Source organism: Streptomyces fagopyri (assembly GCF_009498275.1).
GTDB lineage: Bacteria > Actinomycetota > Actinomycetes > Streptomycetales > Streptomycetaceae > Streptomyces > Streptomyces fagopyri.
Genome location: NZ_CP045643.1, coordinates 4,968,898 through 4,988,663, shown reverse-complemented (window position 1 = coordinate 4,988,663; position 19,766 = coordinate 4,968,898). Strand labels below are relative to the sequence as shown.

General features: G+C 68.5%; 8 protein-coding genes and 3 rRNA genes. 4 read left to right on the top strand and 7 right to left on the bottom strand.

What is annotated here, in order from left to right:
- Window positions 1-97 precede the first annotated feature (97 nt).
- A complete protein-coding gene (locus GFH48_RS21445) occupies window positions 98-859 on the top strand; it encodes a CDP-alcohol phosphatidyltransferase family protein (protein ID WP_153289797.1) in 762 nt (253 codons plus the stop codon).
- Window positions 860-1,024: 165 nt separating this feature from the next.
- On the opposite strand, the gene rrf is transcribed toward GFH48_RS21445, so the two are convergent.
- The 4 genes from rrf to GFH48_RS21425 all read right to left on the bottom strand — a co-directional run bounded on the left by rrf (window position 1,025) and on the right by GFH48_RS21425 (window position 7,388).
- A 5S ribosomal RNA gene (rrf, locus tag GFH48_RS21440) occupies window positions 1,025-1,141 on the bottom strand.
- A gap of 86 nt (window positions 1,142-1,227) precedes the next feature.
- A 23S ribosomal RNA gene (locus tag GFH48_RS21435) occupies window positions 1,228-4,349 on the bottom strand.
- 314 nt (window positions 4,350-4,663) lie between these two features.
- A 16S ribosomal RNA gene (locus GFH48_RS21430) occupies window positions 4,664-6,189 on the bottom strand.
- The 16S, 23S and 5S rRNA genes sit together here, the layout of an rRNA operon.
- A 647-nt stretch (window positions 6,190-6,836) precedes the next feature.
- Window positions 6,837-7,388 carry a MarR family winged helix-turn-helix transcriptional regulator gene (locus GFH48_RS21425; protein WP_153289796.1) on the bottom strand — a complete coding sequence of 184 codons (552 nt, stop codon included), beginning with the start codon at window positions 7,386-7,388 and terminating at the stop codon, window positions 6,837-6,839.
- Window positions 7,389-7,537: 149 nt separating this feature from the next.
- Here GFH48_RS21425 and GFH48_RS21420 point away from each other — a divergent pair, with 149 nt between their 5' ends.
- Complete coding sequence (locus GFH48_RS21420; RefSeq protein ID WP_153293039.1) at window positions 7,538-8,812, top strand: MFS transporter; 1,275 nt, start codon at window positions 7,538-7,540, stop codon at window positions 8,810-8,812.
- Between the two features lie 141 nt (window positions 8,813-8,953).
- Here the strand turns inward: GFH48_RS21420 and GFH48_RS21415 are convergent, their stop codons facing one another.
- Both GFH48_RS21415 and GFH48_RS21410 read right to left on the bottom strand, forming a co-directional pair.
- Window positions 8,954-10,609: an ATP-binding SpoIIE family protein phosphatase gene (locus GFH48_RS21415; protein WP_153289795.1), complete on the bottom strand. Its 1,656-nt coding sequence runs from the start codon at window positions 10,607-10,609 to the stop codon at window positions 8,954-8,956.
- A gap of 245 nt (window positions 10,610-10,854) precedes the next feature.
- Window positions 10,855-12,231: an NAD(P)/FAD-dependent oxidoreductase gene (locus GFH48_RS21410; RefSeq protein ID WP_153289794.1), complete on the bottom strand. Its 1,377-nt coding sequence runs from the start codon at window positions 12,229-12,231 to the stop codon at window positions 10,855-10,857.
- 372 nt (window positions 12,232-12,603) lie between these two features.
- On the opposite strand from GFH48_RS21410, the gene GFH48_RS21405 reads away from it, so the two are divergent.
- Together GFH48_RS21405 and GFH48_RS21400 are read left to right on the top strand one after the other, a co-directional pair.
- Window positions 12,604-13,368, top strand: coding sequence for a TetR/AcrR family transcriptional regulator (locus GFH48_RS21405; RefSeq protein WP_153289793.1), 765 nt, complete (start codon window positions 12,604-12,606; stop codon window positions 13,366-13,368).
- A 476-nt stretch (window positions 13,369-13,844) separates the two neighbouring features.
- A complete protein-coding gene (locus GFH48_RS21400; RefSeq protein WP_153289792.1) occupies window positions 13,845-15,854 on the top strand; it encodes a sigma-70 family RNA polymerase sigma factor in 2,010 nt (669 codons plus the stop codon).
- A gap of 94 nt (window positions 15,855-15,948) precedes the next feature.
- Here the strand turns inward: GFH48_RS21400 and GFH48_RS21395 are convergent, their stop codons facing one another.
- Complete coding sequence (locus tag GFH48_RS21395; RefSeq protein WP_194280633.1) at window positions 15,949-19,305, bottom strand: BTAD domain-containing putative transcriptional regulator; 3,357 nt, start codon at window positions 19,303-19,305, stop codon at window positions 15,949-15,951.
- Window positions 19,306-19,766: the final 461 nt, after the last annotated feature.

Below are 19,766 nucleotides of genomic sequence, written 5' to 3'. Positions count from 1 at the left end.
CTCTTCCCTGTACGACGTGCTGTGCGACGTCCTCGACGGCGTTGCCACGACACGGAATTGGCCCCCATTGTCACCGGCTTGCCAGGGAGAACGACGCATGCCCAAGGTCCCACTCGAAGAACTCCGCCACGTCATCCATCCTCCGGGCAAGCTGGAGAGCAGGGCGGAGCACTGGGCCGGCCGCCTCTACATGCGTTCCGTCTCCCTCCGGGTGACACGGCTGGCCCTCGGAACACGCTTCTCGCCCAACCAGATCACGGCCGTGATGGTCGTGGCCGGCGTGCTCTCCGGGGTCGCGCTGGTCCTGCCGGGTCTGGGCGGCGCCGTGCTCTCCGTCGTCTTCATGCAGCTGTACCTTCTCCTGGACTGCGTGGACGGTGAAGTCGCCCGCTGGCGACGGCAGTACAGCCCGCTGGGCGTCTACCTGGACCGCCTCGGCGCCTATCTCGCCGACGCCGCCGTGATGGTCGGCATGGGTGTCCGGGCTTCCGAACTCGGCCTGGACCCGTATCTGGTGGCCGGCCTCGCGGCGGCCATCGGTGTACTGCTCCTGAAGTCGTCCTCGGACCTCGTCCACGTGGCCCGTTCCGACAGCGGTATGGAGAAGGCGACCGACCAGTCCGTCGTCCCGCGCTCCACGGGTCTCGCCCGGATACGCCGTCTCACCTCCGCGGTCGGCCTCCACCGCCTGGTCAACGGCATCGAGTGCACCCTGCTGCTGCTCGTGACGGCGGTCGTGGACCTCGCGCTCGGCGATCTGACGGCGACGCGTGTCGTGACGGTGGGCGTGACGGCCATCGTGTGGCTGCTGGTCCCCGCCCACGTCGTCTCGATCGTCGCTTCGTCCCGCCTGAAGTAGCGCCACCCAGGACGCTCCTCGACGCGTTCAGCCTCCACTCCCCGGGCGCGGGAGTGGAGGCTGAACGTCCTGTACACACATCGGGGCACCGCCGGCGGACCGGAAACGCGAAAAAGCCCCAACTCGCAGGATCTCTCCTGGAGTTGGGGCTTCTTCCCAAAATTTGTTCGGCGGCGTCCTACTCTCCCACAGGGTCCCCCCTGCAGTACCATCGGCGCTGTGAGGCTTAGCTTCCGGGTTCGGAATGTAACCGGGCGTTTCCCTCACGCTATGACCACCGAAACACTATGAAACTGTCAACCGGAGCCGTGGCAAAGCTACGACGGTTGTTCGTGGTTTCAGAACCAACACAGTGGACGCGAGCAACTGAGGACAAGCCCTCGGCCTATTAGTACCGGTCACCTCCAGCGGTTACCCGCCTTCCAGATCCGGCCTATCAACCCAGTCGTCTACTGGGAGCCTTAACCCCTCAAAGGGGGTGGGAATACTCATCTCGAAGCAGGCTTCCCGCTTAGATGCTTTCAGCGGTTATCCCTCCCGAACGTAGCCAACCAGCCATGCCCTTGGCAGGACAACTGGCACACCAGAGGTTCGTCCGTCCCGGTCCTCTCGTACTAGGGACAGCCCTTCTCAATATTCCTACGCGCACAGCGGATAGGGACCGAACTGTCTCACGACGTTCTAAACCCAGCTCGCGTACCGCTTTAATGGGCGAACAGCCCAACCCTTGGGACCGACTCCAGCCCCAGGATGCGACGAGCCGACATCGAGGTGCCAAACCATCCCGTCGATATGGACTCTTGGGGAAGATCAGCCTGTTATCCCCGGGGTACCTTTTATCCGTTGAGCGACGGCGCTTCCACAAGCCACCGCCGGATCACTAGTCCCGACTTTCGTCCCTGCTCGACCCGTCGGTCTCACAGTCAAGCTCCCTTGTGCACTTACACTCAACACCTGATTACCAACCAGGCTGAGGGAACCTTTGGGCGCCTCCGTTACTCTTTAGGAGGCAACCGCCCCAGTTAAACTACCCATCAGACACTGTCCCTGATCCGGATCACGGACCCAGGTTAGACATCCAGCACGACCAGAGTGGTATTTCAACGACGACTCCCCCTGAGCTGGCGCTCAGAGTTCAAAGTCTCCCACCTATCCTACACAAGCCGAACCGAACACCAATATCAAACTGTAGTAAAGGTCCCGGGGTCTTTCCGTCCTGCTGCGCGAAACGAGCATCTTTACTCGTAGTGCAATTTCACCGGGCCTATGGTTGAGACAGTCGAGAAGTCGTTACGCCATTCGTGCAGGTCGGAACTTACCCGACAAGGAATTTCGCTACCTTAGGATGGTTATAGTTACCACCGCCGTTTACTGGCGCTTAAGTTCTCAGCTTCGCCAAACCGAAGTTTGACTAACCGGTCCCCTTAACGTTCCAGCACCGGGCAGGCGTCAGTCCGTATACATCGCCTTACGGCTTCGCACGGACCTGTGTTTTTAGTAAACAGTCGCTTCTCGCTGGTCTCTGCGGCCACCCCCAGCTCACCGAGTAAATCGGATCACCAAAGATGGCCCCCCTTCTCCCGAAGTTACGGGGGCATTTTGCCGAGTTCCTTAACCATAGTTCACCCGAACGCCTCGGTATTCTCTACCTGACCACCTGAGTCGGTTTAGGGTACGGGCCGCCATGAAACTCGCTAGAGGCTTTTCTCGACAGCATAGGATCATCCACTTCACCACAATCGGCTCGGCATCAGGTCTCAGCCTTCATGTGTGACGGATTTGCCTATCACACGGCCTACACCCTTACCCCGGGACAACCACCGCCCGGGATGGACTACCTTCCTGCGTCACCCCATCACTCACCTACTGCAGGTCTGGTCCGTCGGCTCCACCACTCCCCTTTGCCCGAAGGCTCCAGGGCGGCTTCACGGACTTAGCATCGCCTGGTTCAATGTTTGACGCTTCACAGCGGGTACCGGAATATCAACCGGTTATCCATCGACTACGCCTGTCGGCCTCGCCTTAGGTCCCGACTTACCCTGGGCAGATCAGCTTGACCCAGGAACCCTTAGTCAATCGGCGCACACGTTTCTCACGTGTGTATCGCTACTCATGCCTGCATTCTCACTCGTGAACCGTCCACCACTGCCTTCCGGCGCGGCTTCACCCGGCACACGACGCTCCCCTACCCATCACAGCAGGCGTTGGCCCTATTGCTGCAATGACACGACTTCGGCGGTACGCTTGAGCCCCGCTACATTGTCGGCGCGGAATCACTAGACCAGTGAGCTATTACGCACTCTTTCAAGGGTGGCTGCTTCTAAGCCAACCTCCTGGTTGTCTGTGCGACTCCACATCCTTTCCCACTTAGCGTACGCTTAGGGGCCTTAGTCGATGCTCTGGGCTGTTTCCCTCTCGACCATGGAGCTTATCCCCCACAGTCTCACTGCCGCGCTCTCACTTACCGGCATTCGGAGTTTGGCTAAGGTCAGTAACCCGGTAGGGCCCATCGCCTATCCAGTGCTCTACCTCCGGCAAGAAACACACGACGCTGCACCTAAATGCATTTCGGGGAGAACCAGCTATCACGGAGTTTGATTGGCCTTTCACCCCTAACCACAGGTCATCCCCCAGGTTTTCAACCCTGGTGGGTTCGGTCCTCCACGACCTCTTACAGCCGCTTCAACCTGCCCATGGCTAGATCACTCCGCTTCGGGTCTTGAGCGCGCTACTAAATCGCCCTATTCGGACTCGCTTTCGCTACGGCTTCCCCACACGGGTTAACCTCGCAACACACCGCAAACTCGCAGGCTCATTCTTCAAAAGGCACGCAGTCACGAGGCAAGCACAAGTGCTTGCCCGACGCTCCCACGGCTTGTAGGCACACGGTTTCAGGTACTATTTCACTCCGCTCCCGCGGTACTTTTCACCATTCCCTCACGGTACTATCCGCTATCGGTCACCAGGGAATATTTAGGCTTAGCGGGTGGTCCCGCCAGATTCACACGGGATTTCTCGGGCCCCGTGCTACTTGGGTGTTTCTCAAACGAGCCGTTGATGTTTCGACTACGGGGGTCTTACCCTCTACGCCGGACCTTTCGCATGTCCTTCGCCTACATCAACGGTTTCTGACTCGTCTCACGGCCGGCAGACCGTGAAAGAGAAATCCCACAACCCCACATACGCAACCCCTGCCGGGTCTCACACGCATATGGTTTGGCCTCATCCAGTTTCGCTCGCCACTACTCCCGGAATCACGGTTGTTTTCTCTTCCTGCGGGTACTGAGATGTTTCACTTCCCCGCGTTCCCTCCACTTGCCCTATGTGTTCAGGCAAGGGTGACAGCCCATGACGACTGCCGGGTTTCCCCATTCGGAAACCCCCGGATCAAAGCCTGGTTGACGACTCCCCGGGGACTATCGTGGCCTCCCACGTCCTTCATCGGTTCCTGGTGCCAAGGCATCCACCGTGCGCCCTTAAAAACTTGGCCACAGATGCTCGCGTCCACTGTGCAGTTCTCAAACAACGACCAACCACCCATCACCCCCGGCTAACACCGGAGTTCACTGGGGCCGGCACTGAAGGCAGCCAACGATCGGCCGTACCTTCAGACACCCAACAGCGTGCCCGACACCCTCGCCACTCAGATCAGCTTTCCACGCCCCGAAGGACAGTACTGGCAGCCTGAGATGACTGAAAGTGCCGAATAATCAACGTTCCACCCATGAGCAACCACCGTCGAACATCTGCCGACGTAATGGCCCTGGACCACCAGGCAAGCCTGGCAGCCTAGATGCTCCTTAGAAAGGAGGTGATCCAGCCGCACCTTCCGGTACGGCTACCTTGTTACGACTTCGTCCCAATCGCCAGTCCCACCTTCGACAGCTCCCTCCCACAAGGGGTTGGGCCACCGGCTTCGGGTGTTACCGACTTTCGTGACGTGACGGGCGGTGTGTACAAGGCCCGGGAACGTATTCACCGCAGCAATGCTGATCTGCGATTACTAGCAACTCCGACTTCATGGGGTCGAGTTGCAGACCCCAATCCGAACTGAGACAGGCTTTTTGAGATTCGCTCCGCCTCACGGCTTCGCAGCTCATTGTACCTGCCATTGTAGCACGTGTGCAGCCCAAGACATAAGGGGCATGATGACTTGACGTCGTCCCCACCTTCCTCCGAGTTGACCCCGGCAGTCTCCTGTGAGTCCCCATCACCCCGAAGGGCATGCTGGCAACACAGAACAAGGGTTGCGCTCGTTGCGGGACTTAACCCAACATCTCACGACACGAGCTGACGACAGCCATGCACCACCTGTACACCGACCACAAGGGGGGCACTATCTCTAATGCTTTCCGGTGTATGTCAAGCCTTGGTAAGGTTCTTCGCGTTGCGTCGAATTAAGCCACATGCTCCGCTGCTTGTGCGGGCCCCCGTCAATTCCTTTGAGTTTTAGCCTTGCGGCCGTACTCCCCAGGCGGGGAACTTAATGCGTTAGCTGCGGCACCGACGACGTGGAATGTCGCCAACACCTAGTTCCCACCGTTTACGGCGTGGACTACCAGGGTATCTAATCCTGTTCGCTCCCCACGCTTTCGCTCCTCAGCGTCAGTAATGGCCCAGAGATCCGCCTTCGCCACCGGTGTTCCTCCTGATATCTGCGCATTTCACCGCTACACCAGGAATTCCGATCTCCCCTACCACACTCTAGCCTGCCCGTATCGACTGCAGACCCGGGGTTAAGCCCCGGGCTTTCACAACCGACGTGACAAGCCGCCTACGAGCTCTTTACGCCCAATAATTCCGGACAACGCTTGCGCCCTACGTATTACCGCGGCTGCTGGCACGTAGTTAGCCGGCGCTTCTTCTGCAGGTACCGTCACTTTCGCTTCTTCCCTGCTGAAAGAGGTTTACAACCCGAAGGCCGTCATCCCTCACGCGGCGTCGCTGCATCAGGCTTTCGCCCATTGTGCAATATTCCCCACTGCTGCCTCCCGTAGGAGTCTGGGCCGTGTCTCAGTCCCAGTGTGGCCGGTCGCCCTCTCAGGCCGGCTACCCGTCGTCGCCTTGGTGAGCCACTACCTCACCAACAAGCTGATAGGCCGCGGGCTCATCCTTCACCGCCGGAGCTTTCAACCCACCCAGATGCCCAGGCAGGTATTATCCGGTATTAGACCCCGTTTCCAGGGCTTGTCCCAGAGTGAAGGGCAGATTGCCCACGTGTTACTCACCCGTTCGCCACTAATCCACCCCGAAGGGCTTCATCGTTCGACTTGCATGTGTTAAGCACGCCGCCAGCGTTCGTCCTGAGCCAGGATCAAACTCTCCGTGAATGTTTTCCCGTAATCGGGACGACACACACGAGAGCGGAACCAAGGGGAGGAATAATCCCCCGGTTCACAGCGTCCTCGCTGTGCGCCTGCCCCAAGGGGCAGGACTTTTCAAAGGAACCTCGTCCCAGCCGATCGGCCGGAGACGGGGTATCAACATATCTGGCGTTGATTTTTGGCACGCTGTTGAGTTCTCAAGGAACGGACGCTTCCTTTGTACTCACCCTCTCGGGCTTTCCTCCGGGCGCTTCCCTTCGGTCTTGCGTTTCCGACTCTATCAGACCGTTTCCGTATCCGATTTCCTCGGCACTTTCCAGGTTTCCGCTTTCGCGTTTCCCTTTCCGGCGGTTCCGACTCTATCAGATCCTTTCGGGCCTGATTCCCAGTCAGTGGGGCTTGTCCTCCCGGCCGTTGGGCCGTTCCGACGTCCCAAACTTTAGCGGATCTTCCCGGCAGGTCCTAATCGGTCCGCCGAGCCCATTCGAATTGAATTCGGGCACACCGAATTCGCCCCGGCTGGGAGATCGTGCTGGTGGTTTGGGTGCCGCGTCCGCGGCGGAGGTGCTACCGGAGAACCGTTACGGCTCCGTGGCAGCTCGAAGAACCTTACGGAACCGTCGGGGGCGTGTCAACCGCCCCTGTCAAGATCTTTAATCGAGGTCGGTGAGTCGTCCGCCGGCGTCCGGCTGGGCGTGCTCCACACGGCGGAGGAGACGGGTCAGGACCTCGCCCAGGACACCGCGCTCCTCGGTGGAGAGGTCCTGGAGAAGGTCCTCCTCGAACACCGTGGCCAGGCGCATGGCCTCCAGCCACTTCTCACGGCCCTCACCCGTCAGCTCCACGATGACGCGCACCCGGTTCGATTCGTCGCGCTCCCTGGTGACGAGCCCCTCCGCGACCAGGCGGTCGATCCGGTGGGTCATCGCGGCCGGGGTCAGTCCCAGCCGCTTCGCCAGTTCGCTCGGCCCCATGCGGTAGGGAGCCCCGGAGAGTACGAGGGCCTTGAGGACCTCCCACTCCGCGTTGCTGATGCCGAGGTTGGCGGTCTGCCGGCCGTAGGCCACGTTCATCCGGCGGTTGAGACGGCCGAGCGCCGAGACGATCTTCTCGACCTGGGGGTCGAGGTCCTGGAACTCGCGCTGATAGGCGGCGATCTGCTCTTCGAGTGTCGGCTCGCCGCTGACGCCGGGGGTGTCGGCCATGGCCGAAGTATGGCACGGCTCGCTTGGCGTTGAAGTCCTTCGAGGTGTAGAGTTCAACTTCTAACTTTAGCTTCGAAGTCTTCAGACTTGCACCCTTGCCGGTGCAGGCCTGTTCTTCGCGACCAAGGCAGGTGAAAGTGACCAGGGCGATGGGCGCGGCGATGCGCCGGATCCACGTAGGCAACGCACTCGGAGCGTTCGGGCTCGGTTTTACCGTCCCCTTCCTCTATGTCTATGTGGCGCAGGTGCGGGGACTCGGCTCCATGACGGCGGGCGTCGTGCTCGCCGTCTTCGCCGTGGCCGCGCTCGTGGTGCTGCCGTTCGCCGGTCGCGCCATCGTCCGGCGCGGCCCGCTGCCGGTCCTGCTCACCGCCCTGGTCACCGCCGCCCTCGGAGCGCTGAGTCTGGGGCTCGCGGGCAGTGGCACGACCGTGGTGCTGTCGGCGGCCGCGCTCGGTGCCGGACAGGCCGTGATGCAGCCGGCGCTGGCGACGATGATCGTGGACTGTTCCACCGCGGACACCCGTTCCCGCGCCTTCGCCACGCAGTTCTTCCTGCAGAACCTCGGGCTCGGGGTCGGTGGTCTGATCGGCGGCCACATCGTCGACACGACCCGGGCGGGTTCGTTCACGCTGCTGTTCGCGATCGAGGCGGCGATGTTCCTGGTGCTCGCCGTCGTCATGGCGACGGTGCGGATGCCGCGCGCGCCGCGGTTGCGCGGCGAGGCACCGCAGGCCAGGGGCGGCGGTTGGAAGCAGCTGCTCGGCAACCGGGCCATGGTGCAGCTGTCCGTACTGGGGTTCGTGCTGTTCTTCGCCTGTTACGGGCAGTTCGAGTCGGGGCTGTCCGCGTACGGCGTCGAGGCGGCCGGGATCTCCACCTCCGCGCTCGGTACGGCGATGGCGGCGAACACGGCGATGATCGTCGTGGCGCAGTTCGCCGTGCTGAAGCTCGTCGAGCGCCGGAAACGGTCCCGGGTGATCGCCGCGGTGGGGCTCATCTGGGCCGTCGCCTGGCTCGCGGCCGGTTACGCGGGCCTCGGGCACGGCAGCCGCACCATGGCGACGGCCGCGTTCGTCTCGACGTACGCGCTCTTCGGGCTCGGCGAGGCGATGCTGTCGCCGACCGTCGCGCCGCTGGTCGCGGATCTGGCACCGGCGGGTCTCGCGGGGCAGTACAACTCCGCCTTCGCCCTGGTGAAGCAGCTCGCGCTGGCCATCGGTCCGGCGGTGGGCGGTCCGATGGGGGCCTCGCTGCACGGTCCGTACGTCGTGACGTTCCTGCTGTTCTCGCTGGGCATCACGTTCCTGGCGGTGCGGCTGGGACGGCAGCTCAGTCCGGTGCAGGACCAGCCGTGGCTGGTGAGGAGCCGGGTGGTCGCTCAGGGCGGGGCGCCGGCCGAGCCGGTCACGGCGAACGCCTGACGAGCAGCACATGGACGGATGACCCACGGACGGGCCGTCACCACTTCCTGTGGTGGCGGCCCGTTCCGCTTGCGGAAGAGGGCCCACGGGACCTGAGGGCTGGGGACGCGCGCCCGTGCCCGGTGCCGTAAGGGGTGCGGCTCAGTGCGCGGTGCGGGGCAGGGCGAACTCGCACCACACGGCTTTTCCGCCACCGGGGGTGCGTCTGGAGCCCCAGCCCGAGGCGATCGTGGCGACGATCGCGATGCCCCGGCCGGCCTCGTCGGCGGGTTCGGCGCGGCGGCGGCGCGGGAGGTGGTCGTCGCCGTCGGTGACCTCGATGATCAGCCGGCGGTCGGTGCGGCGCAGCCGCAGCCGCATCGGCGGGGTGCCGTGCTGCAGGGAGTTGGCGACGAGTTCGCTGGTGGCGAGGACGCCCAGGTCGTGTAGGTCCGCGGGAAAGCGCCAGCTCGTGAGGACGCCGGAGGCGAAGGCCCGCGCGCGGGGCGCGGCTTCGACCCCGCCCAGCAGTTCCAGCGCGGCGTTGCGGAAGAGCTCGCCGTCGGGGCCCGTGCGGGCCGGGTGCTGGAGGACCAGGACCGCCACGTCGTCGTCGTGGTCGGCGGTGACGCCCGCCGAGCGGACGAGGCGGTCGCAGACGACCTGGGGTGTGCCGGTGGCGCCGGCGAGGGCGCGCTCCAGGGCGGCGATGCCCTCGTCGAGGTCCTCGTCGCGGCGCTCCACCAGGCCGTCGGTGTAGAGGACGGCCGTCGAGCCGGGTCCCAGCGGGATCGAGCCCGACGTGTGCATCCAGCCACCGGTGCCGAGCGGCGGTCCGGTGGGTTCGTCGGCCCGCAGCACGGTGCCGTTCTCGTCGCGCACGAGGATCGGGAGGTGGCCCGCGGACGCGTAGACGAGCCGGCCCTCGTTGGGGTCGTGGACGGCGTACGCGCAGGTGGCGATCTGGTTGGCGTCGATCTCGGTGGCGAGGCCGTCGAGAAGCTGGAGCACCTCGTGCGGGGGCAGGTCGAGGCGGGCGTACGCGCGCACGGCGGTGCGCAGCTGGCCCATGACGGCGGCGGCCCGTACCCCCCGCCCCATCACGTCGCCGATGACCAGTGCCGTGCGGCCGCCGCCGAGGGTGATCACGTCGTACCAGTCGCCGCCGACCGCGGCCTCGGTGCCGCCGGGCTGGTAGGTGGCGGCGACCCGCAGGTCGTCGGGTTCCTCCAGCTCCTGGGGGAGCAGGGAGCGCTGGAGGGTGACGGCGGTCTCGCGCTGGCGGCGCTCGCTGGCGCGCAGCCGTTCGGCGGCCTCGGCGTGGTCGGTGACGTCGGTGGCGAAGATCAGCACGCCGCCGTCGGGGCCGTCCGGGGTGGCGTCGACGGGCGTGCAGGTGAAGGTGTACGAGCGGCCGCCGGGCGCCTTGCGGGACTTGACCGTGCGCGGCTTGGCGCTGCGCAGGACCTGGTCGAGGAGCGGGAGCAGGCCCGTCTCCACGAGCTCGGGGAGCGCCTCGCCCGCGGGCTCGCCGAGGGGACGGGCACCGAAGGCGGCCGCGTAGGCGTCGTTGACGTAGGCGAGGCGGTGCTGGGGGCCGTGCACGAGGGCGACGAGGGCCGGGACGCGGTCGAGGACCTCGCGCACGGGGAGGTCGTCGACGGCGGGGACGGGCCGCTGGTCGTCGGTCAGCTGCTCGGCGCGGGCTGCGGGAACGGCCCCTTCACCTCGCCGGTCCGGGGAGGCCGTGTGCTCGGTCCGCGCTGCGGCGCGGCGCTGCGTTCCGGGGAGCCGGGCGCTCCAGCGCGTGAAATTCACCGAATCCTTGCCTCGTGATCCTTGCCTGGTGGTGGTCGTCTCCGGTCGGCTCCGGATCCGGTCGGGGTCGGCCCGCGGCGCGGTCGCCGAGGGCTCCGGGTCCCCTGGGGGAGTGCGGCGCTTGGGAAGAAGCCTCGTGGGTGCGGAGAGCGAGCGGTCGGCCCGCCCAAGGTCGTGGACCAGTCTGGCCGACCGGACCGACATCCGTCAGACGCCTGCCTGATCGGTGGAGTTCCTGGGTCCGCTCAGGACGACCCCTTCGGGTCGAGCTTCGGGTCGAGTGGATGTTTTCCACCGGCCGCGAGTTCGAACTCCGCTCGGGGGTGTTCGAGCGATCCGAGGGACACGATCTCCCTCTTGAAGAGTCCCGCCAAGGTCCATTCGGCGAGTACACGGGCCTTGCGGTTGAAGGTCGGGACCCTGCTGAGGTGGTACACGCGGTGCATGAACCAGGCAGGATAGCCCTTCAGCTTGCGGCCGTAGACGTGTGCGACGCCCTTGTGCAGTCCCAGGGACGCGACCGAGCCGACGTACTTGTGGGAGTACGTCTCGAGCGGTTCGCCGCGCAGGAAGTGCGCGATGTTGTCCCCGAGGACGCCGGCCTGGCGCACCGCGTGCTGGGCGTTGGGCGCGGTCTCCTTGCCGGTCTCCGCGGCGGTGACGTCGGGGACGGCGGCCGCGTCTCCGGCTGCCCACGCGTGCGTGGTGCGGTCGACGGTGAGCTGGGGGGTGCACCTGAGGCGGCCGCGTTCGTTGAGCGGCAGGTCGGTCGCGGCGAGCACCGGGTGCGGCTTCACCCCGGCGGTCCACACGACCGTACGGGTGGGGAAGCGGGCACCGTCACTGAGGACGGCGATGCGGTCCGCGCAGGAGTCGAGGCGGGTCCCCAGGCGTACGTCGATGTTGCGGCGGCGCAGCTCGGTGATCGTGTACCTGCCCATCTCCTCGCCGACCTCGGGCAGGATCCGGTCGGAGGCCTCGACGAGGATCCACTTCATGTCCTCGGGCTCGATGTTGTGGTAGTAGCGCGCGGTGTAGCGGGCCATGTCCTCCAGTTCGCCCAGCGCTTCGACGCCCGCGTATCCGCCTCCTACGAAGACGAAGGTCAGGGCGGCGTCGCGGATCGCGGGGTCGCGGGTGGAGGAGGCGATGTCCATCTGCTCGATGACGTGGTTGCGCAGGCCGATGGCCTCCTCGACGGTCTTGAAGCCGATGGCGAAGTCGGCGAGACCGGGGATCGGCAGGGCGCGCGAGATCGAGCCGGGGGCGAGGACGAGTTCGTCGTAGGTGAGCTGTTCCGTGCCCACGCCCTCCTCGCTCGCGAGCGTGCTGAGGGTCACCGTGCGCCGCGCGTGGTCGATGGAGCGGGCTTCGCCGATCACGATCCGGCACCGGTCGAGGACCCGGCGCAGCGGGACGACCACATGACGCGGAGAGATCGAACCGGCGGCCGCTTCCGGAAGGAACGGCTGATACGTCATGTAGGGGTCGGGCGAGACGACGACGAGCTCGACCTCACCCCGCTTAAGTTCCGACTTCAACTTTCGCTGGAGACGGAGGGCGGTGTACATCCCGACGTAGCCGCCGCCGACGATGAGAATGCGCACAGGTTCCTTCACCATCCCATGACGCACCCAGCTCTTGAGTTTGTCCACAGCCTCGACAATTTGTGTGACCGGCCGCCGTGAACGCGGAGGGTTGGCCGATTTGCCGGAGTGCGAGGGAAATTAGCAGGTCAGCACGGGTGAATAGGGGGTGCGGAGGGGGCGCAACCGGGAGGTATCCGACCCGTACTCCGATCGGGGGGCGCTCCGTGCGGAACCTGCCCCTTCTGAATTGACCCCCACTCAACTATGTTCGTGTGTCGACGGGGTGTAGGGGGATGTGCTGGACGAGTCCGCGTGACGGGTTCGGGAATCAGGCCTGTTCCGCTCGCTCCGTCTTCCAATGGCGGGGAGTCTCCGGGGGGAGACGTCATTACCGGGGGAACGCTTATGCACATTCAGGACTCTCATTGGTCTTCCGCGTCTGCCATCGCATCCGGTGGCACGGTCGGCGCGGCAGCGGGCGGCAACGGCCGTGGTCCGGGAGACGGATCACGCACCGCGCCGCTGCGCGTGGACGCACAGCGCAATCTGGAACACGTACTGCGCGCGGCGCGCGAGGTCTTCGGCGAGCTGGGATACGGCGCGCCGATGGAGGACGTCGCGCGGCGCGCCCGGGTCGGTGTCGGCACGGTCTACCGGCGCTTCCCGAGCAAGGACGTCCTGGTGCGCCGGATAGCCGAGGAGGAGACCTCGCGGCTGACCGACCAGGCCCGCACGGCGCTCGGTCAGGAGGACGAACCGTGGTCGGCGCTCTCGCGCTTCCTGCGGACGTCGGTGGCTTCGGGCGCGGGACGGTTGCTGCCGCCGCAGATCCTGCGGGTCGGTGTCGCGGAGGACGGCCCCGCCGCGGGCGAGGCACGGGTGCCGCAGCAGCGCTCCCAACTCGGCGCCGAACTGCGGCTCGTCGAGCAGCGGTCCACGACCGAGGACGTGGTCGACGACGCCGGTGCGGCCGCGCTGCTCGACGTGGTGGGCCGGCTGGTGGACCGGGCGCGGGCGGCGGGCGAGCTGCGCGCGGACGTGACCGTGGCGGACGTACTGCTGGTGATCGCCACGGCGGCGCCCTCGCTGCCGGACGCCGCCCAGCAGGCCGCGGCCTCGGCCCGGTTGCTCGACATCCTGCTGGAGGGACTGCGCTCGCGCCCGGCGTGAGCGGCCACGGACCGTCCGGCGGTCGAACGGCACGGATCGTCCGGCAGCGGTGGACCACCGGGCCCGGGCGCTCCGGCACGCGCGCCGTGGACGCACGCCGTACGCGTACGGCGTGCGCGCACGCCGCGAACCGGTCCCGCCCTGCCCGCAGCATCCGTACGTCCGAACCGTCCGCGTCACCCTCACCGCCCGTGCCGCCCGTCTCGTCGGGTGACACGGGCGGTGAGGTCTCCGTGGCGCGCGACACGGGCTCCGCACGCGCGCGCGGGACGCATCACCACATAACAGGCAGAGCGGCAACTCCCGCGCGGGAAGCAAACATTGACTATTCCCCAAACGGGTGACGGCTAGAGCTGTCGTGCGGCAAAACCCCACGGACGAGTGGTTGGCCCGTGCGACGCGGTCACACCCCTGAAGCGTGTGGCAATCTGTCCCGGTATTCGGGTCCGAGTGTGTGCAGGCGGGGGCTTTCCGCGATGAGCGTTGACGGGCGGGACGAGTCACTCGGTGACGGCGGCGCGGAGGCGGGCGGCCTGCCCTCGCAGCAGGTCCCCAGTCAGGGCGGACCCCCGGGAGACGACCTGGGACCCGCCGGCCCCCCGAGGCCCTCCGGCATCCCGAACCCGTCCGGCGCCCCGGTGCTCCCGGGCCACTCCGGCACCTCCCAGGGCGTCACCGGCGATCCCAGCGTCCCGGCGCAGCGCGACCGGTTCGACCCCCGGGACGTCAGCGGTGTGCTGCCGCCCCCGGTCGAACTGCCCCCGTCCGACGCCGATCTGATCGGGCGCATGCGCTCCGGCGACGACACGGCGTACGAGGCGCTGTACCGCCGTCACGCGGAGGCCGTCCGCCGCTACGCCCGTACCTGCTGCCGGGACGCGCACACCGCGGACGACCTGACCGCCGAGGTGTTCGCCCGCGTGCTCCAGGCGGTGCGCGGCGGTCACGGCCCCGAGCACGCCGTACGCGCGTATCTGCTGACCACGGTCCGCCGGGTCGCCGCGCACTGGACGAAGTCCGCGAAACGGGAGCAACTGGTCGACGACTTCGCGGTGTTCGCGGCGCAGGCCGTACGCGGCGCGGAGGTCTCCGACGGCGACACACTCGAACTCGGCGCGGACGCGCGCGCGATGCACGAGGCCGAGCAGTCGATGGCCATGCAGGCCTTCCGCTCGCTGCCGGAACGGTGGCAGGCGGTGCTGTGGCACACGGAGGTCGAGGACGAGTCGCCGAGCGAGGTCGCCACGCTCTTCGGGCTGGACGCCAACGGCACCCGCGTCCTCGCCAGCCGCGCCCGGGAAGGACTCAAGCAGGCCTACCTCCAGGCGCACGTGAGCGCCACGCTCACCCGGGACGAGGAGTGCGCGCGTTACGCCGACCGGCTCGGCGCCTACGCCCGCGGCGGGCTGCGCACCCGGGCCGAGCGCGGGCTGCGCAAGCACCTGGAGGAGTGCGCCAAGTGCCGGCTGGCCGCCGGCCAGATCAAGGAGGTCGCCGGCGGCATCCCCGCGGTCGTGCCGGTCGCGGTCATCGGCTGGTTCGGCGCCGCCGGGTACGCGAAGGCCGTCGCGCTCATCGCCGGTGGTGCCGGAGCGGGCGCGGCGGGAGCGGCCGCCGCGGCAGGCGGCTCCGGTGGAGCGGGCGCGGGTGGCGGCGCGGCGGTCTCCGAGGGACTCGGGGCGCCGGTCAAGGCCGGGATCGCGGCGGGCGTCGTCGCGGTGGCCGCCGCGGCGGTCGCACTCGCCCTGGTGGGCGACGGGACCGGCGCCAGGAAACCCGAGGCCAGGCCCGCCGCCTCGCCCGCGGTCGAAGCTCCGCCGCGGACACCGGAGCTCCCGCCGTCGAAGCGGCCCGCGCCGCAGCAGCCGGTGGCGGTCGCCGCGCCCGCCCGCACCCCTACCCCTACCCCCACCCCGCCGAAGCCCGCCCCGAAGCCCGCGCCCGAGCCGTCCCCCGCCCCCACGAAGGCGAAGCCGGACCCCACGCCCGGCCCCACATCGCCGCCGGCCCCGCCGCCGGACCCGGCGCCCAGCCCGACGCCGGCGCCCACGCCGGTCGTCTACCGGTGGAACGAGCTGCGCTACGGCATCACCGGCGACCACACCCGGCCCGAGATGAGGCTCGGCGAGAGCAGCTGGGTCTGGCAGCGATGGGGGATGTCGATCTCGGACCAGCGGTACGCGCACGGGGTGACCGTCCACGGCGCGTCCTCCGTCACCATCGACCTCAACCGCGACTGCTCGGCGTACGAGGCCCGGGTCGGCGTCGACGACCTGACGATGGGCCTCGGCCACGTCCGCTTCTCCGTCTACGCCGACGGAGCACGCCTGTGGCGGTCGCCGCCGGTCGGGGGCGGGGACCACGCGATCCCCGTAAGGGTGAATCTCACGGGCCGGAAGACGATCCGGCTCGTCGTCGAACCGCGCACACCGTTCGACTCGGTGGCACTGGCGGACTGGGCGGACTCGGAGTTCGAGTGCCAGTGAGCCCGCCGCACCGGGAGCGGTCCCGCGAACAGTCCCCGAAGCAGTCCGGGAACCCCTTGCGCCGGCAGTCCGCGCCCTTGGCCGACACCGACGTCTAACCGCTGTCGGCGGGGTGCTCCTTCACCGCCTCCGCGAGATCGCGCAGGGCGTCGGCCGCGGTGAAGTCCGCTCCCCTGGCGTGCTCCGACGCGAGACGGCGGGGATCGAGGGCCGCGCGGGCGGCGGCCTCACCCCGCTCGGCGACGGCGCGTTCCAGAGCGGGACGGGGGTGGCCGCCGCGCCACCGCGCGCCCGCGGCGAGCAGGCGGATCGCGCGGGGGTGGTCGCCGAGCTCGGACAGCAGGCCCGCCGCGCTCTCGACGAGGCCTGCCGTCACCACGTCGGCGCAGTGCCCCGCCACGGCCGCCTCCAGGGCGTCGGTCATCTTCCGCAGACCGCGCTCCGGGCCGGACTCGGCGGCCGTGATGAGCGCCTCCACCCAGTTCAGCGCCGCCATGAACTGCGGCGGCGGGGTGCCCCGCAGGCTCATCTCGCAGGCCTTCCGCCACTTGTCCCGCGCGCGGGCGACCTCGCCGTCGTCCAGGGCCAGTTGTGCGCGCAGCATGTGGACGAAGGCGCGGGCGTCCATCACCCCGTACCGCTCGGCCGCCGCGTCCGCCTCGTCCAGTGCGGCCAGCATCTGCGCGCGCTCGCCGGCCCGGTAGGCGAGCTCGGCCAGCCGTGCCAGCAGGAACGGCGTCTCGGCGTACGCGCCGACCTCGAAGGCGAGCCGCAGCGCCTCCTCGTACTCGGCCTTCGCCTCGCCGTACAGACCGCGTGTCATGGCCGCCTCGGCGGCGGCGCTGCACACCTGGGCGCGCATCCAGCGGTCACCCACCCGCCGGCTGAGCACCCGCAGCTCGGCGAGGTCGTCGTCCACGCCGGGCATACCGCCCGGGGCGTCGACGACCATGTGGGTGCGGAACATCAGGGTGACACCGATCTCCCAGTCGCCCCCGTACGCACGGCAGTTGGCGACCGCCTTGTCCATCGCCGGACGCACGTCGTACGAGCCGCTCAGGAAGAAGGCGGCCATCGGCCAGACGATGCCCGGCATGCTCGCGGCGTCCGGGCCGCCCTTCTCGAAGGCGTCCCGGACCCGTTCGGCGTACTCGCGGATGCGGGGATGGTCCTGTTCGTCCAGTGGCTCCGTCTCCACCCGCATGAACAGGTGCAGCATCCGTACCCGCATCCGCAGGGCGTGCAGCGGATGGGACTCCTCGCGGCCGGGGGCGTCGAGGAAGGCGTCCACCGGATCGAAGCGCTCCAGCCCGGCGAGCCCGGCGCACTCCTCGTCGGCGCCGGGCGCCGGGTGCCCGGCGCGCACGGATCCCCTCGCGTCGCGTGCCGCGCCCAGACGCAGGACGCGGTCCGTCCAGTCCGCGCCCTCCCCACGGAAGTTGCGCAGCCACCAGAACCATCCCATGGCGAGGACGAGGGAGCCCGCCTCCTCCTCGGCGCCGGCGACGACCGCGCGGTGGAGGGCCGCCCGGATGTTGTCCAGCTCGGTCTCCAGACGGCGCATCCAGGGCAGTTGGGCGGCGGAGCGCAGCAGGGGCTCGGCCTGCTCGGCGAGCCCTCGCGCCCACGCGCGGTGGCGCCGCTCGGCCCCGGCGCGCAGTTCGGGAACCTCGGCGGCGCGCTCGGCCGCGTACTCGTGAATGGTCTCCAGCATCCGATAGCGCATGCCGCCGCCGCCCGTCTCGCCGCCGCCCGTCCCGTCGGCGCCGCTCGCGTCGGTGTCCGCGTCGTACGGGGTGGCGACGACGAGGGACTTGTCGACCAGCGCGCCGACGAGGTGGGTGGCGGGGCCCGTGCACACGGCCTCGGCGGCGGCGAGGTCCCAGCCGCCCGCGAAGACGGACGCCTCACGCAGCACGGTGCGCTCCCGCTCGTCGAGCAGGTCCCAGGACCAGTCGACGACGGCGCGCAGGGTCTGCTGGCGGGGCAGCACGGTGCGGCTTCCGGAGGTGAGGAGCCGGAAGCGGTCGTCGAGGCGGTCGGCGATCTGGCGTGGCGTCAGCAGTCGCAGGCGCGCGGCGGCCAGCTCGATGGCCAGGGGCAGGCCGTCGAGCCGCCGGCAGATCTCGTCCACCGCTTCGAGGTCGCGCAGGGCGTCGGCGCCGGGCCGTACGGCCGCCGCGCGCTGCGTGAACAGGAGCCGCGCGGGATCGGGCGGCAGGGGCTCGACCGGGCGCACCAGCTCGCCGGGCACGCCGAGGGGTTCGCGGCTGGTGGCGAGGATCGTGAGCCCCGGGCAGTGGGTGAGGAGGGTCTCGGCCAGGTCGGCCGCCGCGCCGATGACGTGTTCACAGTTGTCGAGGATCAGGAGCAGGCCGCGCGCGGCGCAGTACTCGACGAGCAGGGCGAGCGGGCCGTCCTGCCCGATCACCGTTTCGTTGCTGATCAGGGCGGTCTCGCGCAGGCCGAGGGCGCTGACCACGGCCCCCGGGACCGCCTCGGGCCGGTCGAGCGGGGCCAGCTCGGCCAGCCACGCCTGCGGAAGCCCGGCGGCGGCTTCCTCGGCGAGCCGGGTCTTTCCCGAACCGCCCGGTCCGGTCAGCGTGACCAGGCGTGCCCTCCGCAGATCGGAACGGATGGCGCCGAGTTCGGGTTCCCTCCCGACGAAGGAGTTCAGACGGGGACGGATATTGCCGTTCCGCCCGAGTCGGGAGGGTATCGGCGCCGGCCCGGCCTCCCGATCGAGCAACTCGGCTTGCAGGGACCGCAGTTCCGGGCCCGGGTCCGTGCCCAGCCCGTCCAGCAGGACCCTGCGCACCTCCTCGTACGCGGCCAGCGCGTCGGCGCCGCGGCCCGCGTCGCGCAGGGCCCGGAGGAGCAGGGCGCGCAGGGCCTCGTCGTACGGGTGGGCGGTCGTCAGCTCCCTCAGCTCCGGTACGACGTCGGGGGCGCGGCCCAGTCGCAGGTCCGCCTCGATACGGGTGCGCGTCGCCTCCAGGCGGAGTGCGTCCGGGCGGGTCGCGGCGCCGCGGTCGGGGAGGTCCGCGAGGGCCGGACCGCGCCACAGGGCGAGGGCCTCGCGCAGGCCGCGGGCGGCGGTGGGGGCGTCGCCGTGTTCGAGGGCCGCCGTGCCTTCGCGTACCAGGCGCTCGAAGACGAACAGATCCACGTCGTCCCTGGCGGCGCGCAGGCGGTAGCCGCCGGCCTCCGAGACGACCGCGTCCCGGCCGAGGGCGCGGCGCAGGCGGCCGACCAGGGCCTGTAGTGCCGCCGGCGCGTCCACTGGGGGTTCGTCCGCCCACACCTCGTCGATCAGGGTCTCCGGGGACGTGGTGCGGTCGGGGCGGCGGGCGAGGGCGGTGAGCAGCGCGCGGACGCGGGGGCCGCCCACCGTGGTCGGCGTTCCCCGCTCGTCCTCCGCCTGGGTCACGCCCAGGATCCTGTACCGCACGTCCCCATTCTCACCGGCGCCGGTGCGGGGGCCGAGGCTTTCCGCCCGGCCGGGCGGCGCGCCCCCGCGTTCACCCGACAACCCTTCCTCCGCCCCCGCCGCCCCATCCCGTACCGAAGGCTCCGCCCCTGCCCCCCGCATCGCCCGAAGGGCTCGTCCTCAGACACCGGACGGGCTGGAAATGCCGGCCCGCGCCAGAAGGTTCCCGACGGACTCAAGGCGCGAGCCCGCACTGCACCGATGCGGACGGGCTGAGGGTGCCCGCCCGCGCTGAAAGGTCGCGGACACTCTGGAGATGCCGGCCTGCGCTGAAAGACGGGATGCGAGCCCGCGCTGAACAATTCCGGCGCGGGCCCCCGTCGGACATGCACCCGAGGCCGACGACGCACGGAAGGGGCCGTGCCGGTGTGTCGCAAGGCCGTCGCTCACGCCCGGATCGAGCAGCGTCCACCACCCCGGAC